Raw genomic sequence first — 6761 nt, 5'->3', positions numbered from 1 at the left:
ACAGGAAAAATTATAGAGCCATAAAAAGGCGCCCTTGATGGGCGTTTTTTTTGTCGAGTTTTATTCTTGCAAATACTTTTTGAGAACCTTGAAGACACCGTAATCAGTATTGCTAGGTGCCTCGAATTTGGCTGCTTTTTTTGCCTCGTCGGTTCCGTTGGCCATGCAGTAGCTCATATCAGTCATTTCAAGCATTTCAATATCATTGCCACTGTCGCCAAAAACGATAATTTCATTTGGCTTTACTTGCAAGTATTTAAGCATTTCTTTTAGGCCAATGCCTTTATTGACGCCAGCAGGAACCAGGTCAATATTTTCAAAACCGCTAGTCTTAAACTCAGTTTTTTCATCGCAAATCTGATTGTATTCGCGTGCAATATCTTTGCCAATGTAATAAGGATATGAAATAGTTACTTTTGTGTAGGTATCATCAGGCAAATTAGCAAAATCGTCAATTTCAACGGTATTTGGGTAGAAGAAGAACATCATCTTTTTCTTATCTTCAGGGATGCTCTTCAAGCAATAAGTGTGCTTGACGCCGCTGATCAAGGTTACTGGCAAAGCTTTAGGAAAATCGTCTTGAATGATCTTGGTCATTTTTAAGACAGCTTCTTTTGAATAAGCAGTAGCTTGAATTACTTTTTGATCTCTAACAAGAACAGCTCCGTTATCGGCAACGAAGTCTACATGATCATTAAATCCTTTAAAATCATCGGCTAATCTGGCAGCGGGGCGACCACTTGCGGCAATGAAGTGAATGCCATTAGCCTGCAATTGCGCTAAGATTTCTTTAAATTCTGTCCGATTAAATTGATTGTTTTTATCAACAAATGTACCGTCCATATCAACAACGACGGCCTTAAATGGTATTTTGGTCATAATAATCTCTTTCTAAGAATAAATCTAGCTACTATTTTAAAGCTCTTTCATAATTTAATGAAACTATTATCCAAAATTTTTAACAGAAATTTATTCTTGAAAATAGAGTTTGAATATGGTATCCTTAAAAATGTTAATCGATTAATCTATGATCTGAGATATGATCATGGCAAAAGGAGTAATAATTATGAAACAAGGTATTCATCCAGATTATCAACAAGTTGTCTTCATGGACTCAGCAACTGGTGCTAAGTTCTTGGCAGGTTCAACTTTGACATCAAAGGAAACTGTAGATTACGAAGGTAACACTTACCCATTAATTCGTGTTGAAGTTTCTTCAGATTCTCACCCATTCTACACTGGCAAGCAAAAGTTTGCTCAAGCAGATGGTCGAATCGAAAAGTTCAACAAGAAGTATGGTTTGAAGAAGTAAAACCGATGAATCTGGTGGAAGCAGTCCCATTAGGGGCTGCTTCTTTTATTATTATGATCTGGAAGTTCAATTTGGCAGATGGGCCGAAAAAACGTATAATTATTGCTGTATAAATTTTATATTTTTATGGGAGTAAAGATCGATGAAGATGCAACTGGCTGAAATTGCCAAAGCTTTGAATACAACATGTGAAAGCGACGAGAAAACTATTATTACTTCAGTCGCCTTTGACTCCAGAAAAATCACAGATGGTGGTTTGTTCGTTCCACTTGAAGGCGAACGCGACGGCCATGATTTTGTTGCAGGTGCAATTAACAATGGTGCTTCTGCTACTTTATGGAAGAAAGGTCATCCTAACAAGCCAGATGATATTGCTGTTCTTGAAGTAGATGATCCTTTAGAAGCAATGCAGGATTTAGCACGCTATTATTTGCGCAAGGTTAATCCAACGGTTGTTGGCATTACTGGTTCAAATGGTAAGACTACTACCAAGGATATGGTAGCTGCCGTTTTATCCAAGAGATTCAATGTTCATAAGACCCAAGAAAACTTCAATAACGGTATTGGCGTACCAATGACTATTTTGGAAATGAAGCCAAATACTGAAATTTTAGTTTTGGAAATGGGGATGGACCGTCCTGGACAACTGCATCATTTGAGTGAGTTAACTCATCCGGATGTCTGTGTCATTACTATGATTGGTGAAGCTCACATTGAATTTTTCGGCACGCGTGACAAGATTGCTGATGCCAAAATGGAAATCACCGACTTTTTGCGTGAAGACGGCGAATTTATTTACAATGGCGATGAACCATTATTAGCCGAACGTGCTAAAAAGGTTAATCAAGCAAAGGCTACTTTTGGCTTTGAAGACAACGATACTGTATATGCTACTAGCTTTAGAAGCTACAAGCACCATGCTACTTTTACCATTAATGATTCAGAACAAAAATTCTCAATTCCAATGATTGGTAAGCATAATGTTTCTAATGCAATGGCAGCAATTAGCGTTGGTCATCACTTTGGTGAAAGCGACGAAGAAATTGCGGCTTCACTTGCTAACTTTACTCCAACTGCCAACCGGATGGAATGGGAAAAAGGCGATGTCGGTGAAGACATCATGAGTGATGTTTATAACTCTAATCCAACCGCTGTTCGTGCAGTTTTGACTAGTTTTGGCCAAATCGAAATGCCAAATGGTGGTCGCAGAATCGCTGTTTTAGGAGACATGCTTGAACTTGGCAAGAAATCTCCGGAATTGCATGCTGGTTTAGCCAATAGTCTTGATCCGCAAGTAATTAACGAAGTTTACTTGATCGGGGATGAAATGAAGCATCTATATGAAGCTTTGCAAACTAAATATAGCGAAGAAAGCTTGCATTACTACCAAGCTGATCATATGGATCATATGATTGATGATTTGAAGAATGATATTAAGCCGAATGATATCGTAGTCTTAAAAGGCTCACATGGAATGCACCTTGAAAAGGTTGTCGCTCGGCTTAGATAGGAGAAATTAATTAGTGAAATTTTTGGAATTAGGCTTAAATGAGGCTTTGCTCAAAGCAATTAAAAGATCAGGTTTTGAAGAAGCAACGCCGATTCAAGCAGAAACTATTCCTCTTGCTTTAGCAGGCAAGGATGTTATTGGACAGGCTCAAACAGGTACAGGTAAGACAGCTGCTTTTGGCTTACCAATTTTGCAAAATTTGGATAAGAATGAAAAAACTATCCAGGCTGTGATTATTGAGCCAACGCGTGAATTAGCCATCCAAACTCAAGAAGAATTATTCCGTCTTGGTCGTGATGAACATGCACGCGTTCAAGTAGTTTATGGTGGGGCTGATATTGGTCGCCAAATTAGATCATTAAAGCATCATGTGCCAGCTATTTTGGTTGGGACACCTGGTCGACTTCTTGACCACTTAAAACGCGGGACGATTGATTTAAGCAAGACCAAGACCATCGTTTTGGATGAAGCCGATGAAATGCTTGATATGGGTTTCATTCAAGATATTGAAAGTATTTTGAAATATGCAGGCGAGCGTAAGCAGACATTATTGTTCAGTGCCACAATGCCAAAGCCAATTTTGCAAATTGGCGAAAAGTTTATGCATGATCCTGAGGTCGTTAAGATCAAAGCCAAAGAATTGACTGCTGATTTAATCGATCAATACTTTGTTCGGGCAAAAGAATCAGAAAAATTCGACATTATGTGTCGTTTAATTGATGTTCAAGGTCCAGATCTCGCTTTGATCTTTGGTCGAACTAAACGCCGTGTTGATGAATTAACCCGTGGTTTGCAAGCTCGTGGCTATAATGCTGCAGGAATTCATGGCGATTTGTCACAAGCACGGAGAATGAGTGTTTTGAAACGGTTCCGTGCCGGCAAATTGGACATTTTGGTAGCAACCGATGTAGCTGCTCGTGGACTTGATATTTCAGGAGTTACGCACGTTTATAACTATGATATTCCTCAAGATCCAGACTCCTATGTTCACCGGATTGGACGTACTGGTCGTGCTGGTCAGAATGGAATTTCTGTTACTTTTGTCACTCCGAATGAAATTGGCTACATGCGGACCATTGAGCAATTAACTAAAAAGAAAATATCACCACTTCGTCCGCCAACAGATGATCAGGCTTTGCATGGTCAATTAAAGCAGGCTAAGTCTGAAATTGAAGACTTGATGAATGGTGACTTGAGCAAGTACGAAAATGATGCGAACGAATTGCTTGAAAATTATTCCGCATTAGACTTGGTTGCTGCCTTTTTGAAGAATCTTTCTAAGGACTCAACTGATGTTAAAGTTAAGATCACGTCTGAAAAGCCTTTGCCATATAAAGGTGATGGTCGCCACCGTAGCGGTCACCATGACCGTCGTAGCAATTATGGTCACCGGCGCAATAACAACAACTATCGTGGCCGTCGTCATACTGATGGTGATCACCGTAATCGCAGAAATTATGGACATGATTTTGTCATTAAGAATAAGAAAGATTAAGATTTAATACTAATTAATGGGTTGTGTCGTGCAGCCCATTTTTTTGTATTATAATATTTTCTTGTGTGAGGTGGAAAAGATGATTAAAGGTGTGGGTATTGACTCAGTTGAGGTGGAACGAGTTAAAAAAATAGTTGAACGCGGGGATAGTTTTGCAAAAAAAGTTTTAACCCCAAATGAGTTTGCTCAATATCAAAAAATGAAAGGCAAGCGTAAAGTCGAATACTTAGGCGGGCGCTTTTCATTGAAAGAATCTTTTTCAAAAGCAATGGGAACGGGCTTAGGCAAATACGTAGGTTTTCAGGATGTGGAAACGCTATGGGACGAATTGGGGCATCCAGTGATGACCTCAACTAAATATGCTGGCCGTATTTTTCCTAGCATCACGCATGATAATCATGAAATTCTTACTTTTGTAGTTTTGGAGGATCCGGAATGATAGCAGGTATCCATCGCCCAGCTGTAGTTCGTGTGAACTTGGGCGCAATAAAACAAAATATCGACAACGAAATGAAGCATTTGAGGCCTGGTCAAAAGTTGTTTGCCGTGGTAAAGGCTAATGGCTATGGTCATGGCGCCGTTCCAGTAGCAAAAGTAGCAGAAAAGGCTGGAGCAAGTGGCTTTTGCGTAGCGATTTTGGATGAAGGATTGGAATTGAGAAAGGCTGACATTGTCAAGCCAATCTTGGTTTTGGGGGTAGTTTCACCTGAGTATGCGCCAATTGCTGCAGTTAATGATATTTCTTTAACTGTTCCTAATTTGGAATGGCTTAAGCAAGCAGAGAAGTATTTGAAAAAGGAAAACTTGCAACTAAAAATCCATTTAGGTATAGATTCAGGAATGGGTCGGATTGGCTTTAGTGAAGATGATGAATTTATTGCCGCAAACAAATTCCTTGAAAAAAATGATTCTTTCTTTGTAGAAGGGATGTTTGCCCACTTTGCTTCCGCCGATAGCAGTGATGACAGCTACTTTAAGAAGCAAGTAGCCAAGTTTAAACATATGCAAGACCTTTTAACGGTTCATCCGAAATGGATCCATGTTGCAAACACTGCTGCAAGTATTTTTGACAAAGATATCCACAGTGATCTGGTTCGCTTTGGGATTGGCATTTACGGCTTAAATCCTTCATCTAATCCAGATAGCCCAGATTTGAAGGCAGATATTGCATTAAAGCCTGCCTTGTCATTTGTCAGTGAATTAACTCATGTTAAGACGATTCACAAAGGTGATGGTGTTGGCTACGGCTCAACTTTTGTGGCTGATCATGACACGATTATCGGAACAGTGCCAGTTGGCTATGCTGATGGCTGGATTCGAAAGTTTCAAGGCTTTAAGGTAAAAGTTGGTGATCAGTATTGTCCAATCGTTGGCCGGGTCTGCATGGATCAATTTATGGTTGAAATGCCAGAAAAAATGCCGGTTGGCACTAAAGTGGTTTTGATTTCTGATAATCCAAATGATCCTAATAATATTAAAGCTGCTGCCGATTATGTTGATACGATTCACTATGAGGTTGCTTGTTTGTTAAGCGATCGGTTGCCACGCGAATATTATGAAAAATAAAATTCAATAAATTACGCAAGAATAAAAAGGAGTTCAACTGAACTCCTTTTTATTTATGTCTTGTTAATTATTCATGTGGATTATCAATCCAAACGCCAGGGTTTTCATCACTCATGATGTTTATCCCTGCTTGCAAGTCTTCAATTTCGGAAACAACGAAGCCTTTCTTTTGCAGTTTTTCAACCACTGTCTTCATCGTTGTTTCAGAAACGCCAGCGGGCAAAGTGAACAAAGTACGACGAACAAAGTCCCCACCAAGTTCACCGGCAGCAGCATCCAAGGTCATAACGCTGGCCATGTTGCTGTATTTAGAAATGATCTTTGCCATTTTAACCAAGTTGCCGCGAGCGTTGTCAGACAAAACTGTCAAAACGTAAGAACCATGCTTAACGTTCCAAGCATCAGACAACATTCTAAGTAAACTTGAGTGAGTTAAAATGCCGTAAAACTTGTTGTCTTCATCGAGTACAGAAATGTAAGGCAAGTCTTTCAAATTGAAGAATACCTTGAAGAATGGTGAATTAACCTTGATTGTCTTAGTTGCGTTTTTAAGCAAGTAGGTAACAGGCAAATTCATATCTCCGCCTTGTGACTTGTGACGGTAAATGTGCATTTTATAAATATTACCGCGGAAAATTGTACCTGTTTCGTCTAAGATCGGTACACATCTGAAACCTGAGTCTTCGAGAGTTTTTAAAGCTTCTGAAAGAGTAGCTTTCTCACTGACTGTTGTCAGGTAATCTTTTTTAAGAACTAAAGATTTGATGAGCATAAGATTGCCTCCATACATGAAAATATTGTAGTCATTATAGCATAGATAGCGTTTAAATTAAAGATAAATTAAAGATACCTAAATGCTTTTCAAACTCTATTTTAGC

Annotated in this window: 7 protein-coding genes; 5 read left to right on the top strand and 2 right to left on the bottom strand. The window is 39.1% G+C overall.

Annotation, left to right across the window (positions count from 1 at the left end):
* Positions 1 to 60: 60 nt before the first annotated feature.
* Complete coding sequence (locus B2008_RS04935) at positions 61 to 879, bottom strand: Cof-type HAD-IIB family hydrolase (RefSeq protein ID WP_281828224.1); 819 nt, start codon at positions 877 to 879, stop codon at positions 61 to 63.
* Between the two features lie 187 nt (positions 880 to 1066).
* Between B2008_RS04935 and B2008_RS04930 the strand changes: the two genes are divergently transcribed.
* From B2008_RS04930 to alr, 5 genes are all read left to right on the top strand, one after another.
* Complete coding sequence (locus tag B2008_RS04930) at positions 1067 to 1312, top strand: type B 50S ribosomal protein L31 (RefSeq protein WP_281828225.1); 246 nt, start codon at positions 1067 to 1069, stop codon at positions 1310 to 1312.
* A gap of 142 nt (positions 1313 to 1454) precedes the next feature.
* Positions 1455 to 2822, top strand: a complete 1368-nt coding sequence (locus B2008_RS04925) for a UDP-N-acetylmuramoyl-tripeptide--D-alanyl-D-alanine ligase (RefSeq protein ID WP_281828226.1) — start codon at positions 1455 to 1457, stop codon at positions 2820 to 2822.
* Positions 2823 to 2835: 13 nt separating this feature from the next.
* The gene (locus tag B2008_RS04920) at positions 2836 to 4317 is read left to right on the top strand and encodes a DEAD/DEAH box helicase (RefSeq protein ID WP_281828228.1); all 1482 of its coding nucleotides are present in this window, start codon (positions 2836 to 2838) and stop codon (positions 4315 to 4317) included.
* Positions 4318 to 4396: 79 nt separating this feature from the next.
* Positions 4397 to 4756: a holo-ACP synthase gene (gene acpS / locus B2008_RS04915; RefSeq protein ID WP_281828229.1), complete on the top strand. Its 360-nt coding sequence runs from the start codon at positions 4397 to 4399 to the stop codon at positions 4754 to 4756.
* The gene (gene alr / locus B2008_RS04910) at positions 4753 to 5883 is read left to right on the top strand and encodes an alanine racemase (RefSeq protein ID WP_281828230.1); all 1131 of its coding nucleotides are present in this window, start codon (positions 4753 to 4755) and stop codon (positions 5881 to 5883) included. The genes acpS and alr overlap by 4 nt, the downstream gene beginning before the upstream one ends.
* Positions 5884 to 5950: 67 nt before the next feature.
* On the opposite strand, the gene cbpA is transcribed toward alr, so the two are convergent.
* Positions 5951 to 6655 carry a cyclic di-AMP binding protein CbpA gene (cbpA, locus tag B2008_RS04905; protein ID WP_040457165.1) on the bottom strand — a complete coding sequence of 235 codons (705 nt, stop codon included), beginning with the start codon at positions 6653 to 6655 and terminating at the stop codon, positions 5951 to 5953.
* Between the last annotated feature and the right edge of the window lie 106 nt (positions 6656 to 6761).

This window comes from Lactobacillus sp. UBA5813 (assembly GCF_002417895.1).
Classification (GTDB): Bacteria; Bacillota; Bacilli; order Lactobacillales; family Lactobacillaceae; genus Lactobacillus; species Lactobacillus amylolyticus.
Note: the sequence above shows the minus strand (reverse complement) of the source record. Positions and strands in the feature narration are given on the sequence as shown.

What these genes read in the sequence shown, in the direction of transcription:
- cbpA (WP_040457165.1), bottom strand. Translation starts at nt 6,655, where the DNA reads ATGCTCATCAAATCTTTAGTTCTTAAAAAAGATTACCTGACAACAGTC.
- B2008_RS04935 (WP_281828224.1), bottom strand. Translation starts at nt 879, where the DNA reads ATGACCAAAATACCATTTAAGGCCGTCGTTGTTGATATGGACGGTACA.
- B2008_RS04925 (WP_281828226.1), top strand. Translation starts at nt 1,455, where the DNA reads ATGAAGATGCAACTGGCTGAAATTGCCAAAGCTTTGAATACAACATGT.
- acpS (WP_281828229.1), top strand. Translation starts at nt 4,397, where the DNA reads ATGATTAAAGGTGTGGGTATTGACTCAGTTGAGGTGGAACGAGTTAAA.
- alr (WP_281828230.1), top strand. Translation starts at nt 4,753, where the DNA reads ATGATAGCAGGTATCCATCGCCCAGCTGTAGTTCGTGTGAACTTGGGC.
- B2008_RS04930 (WP_281828225.1), top strand. Translation starts at nt 1,067, where the DNA reads ATGAAACAAGGTATTCATCCAGATTATCAACAAGTTGTCTTCATGGAC.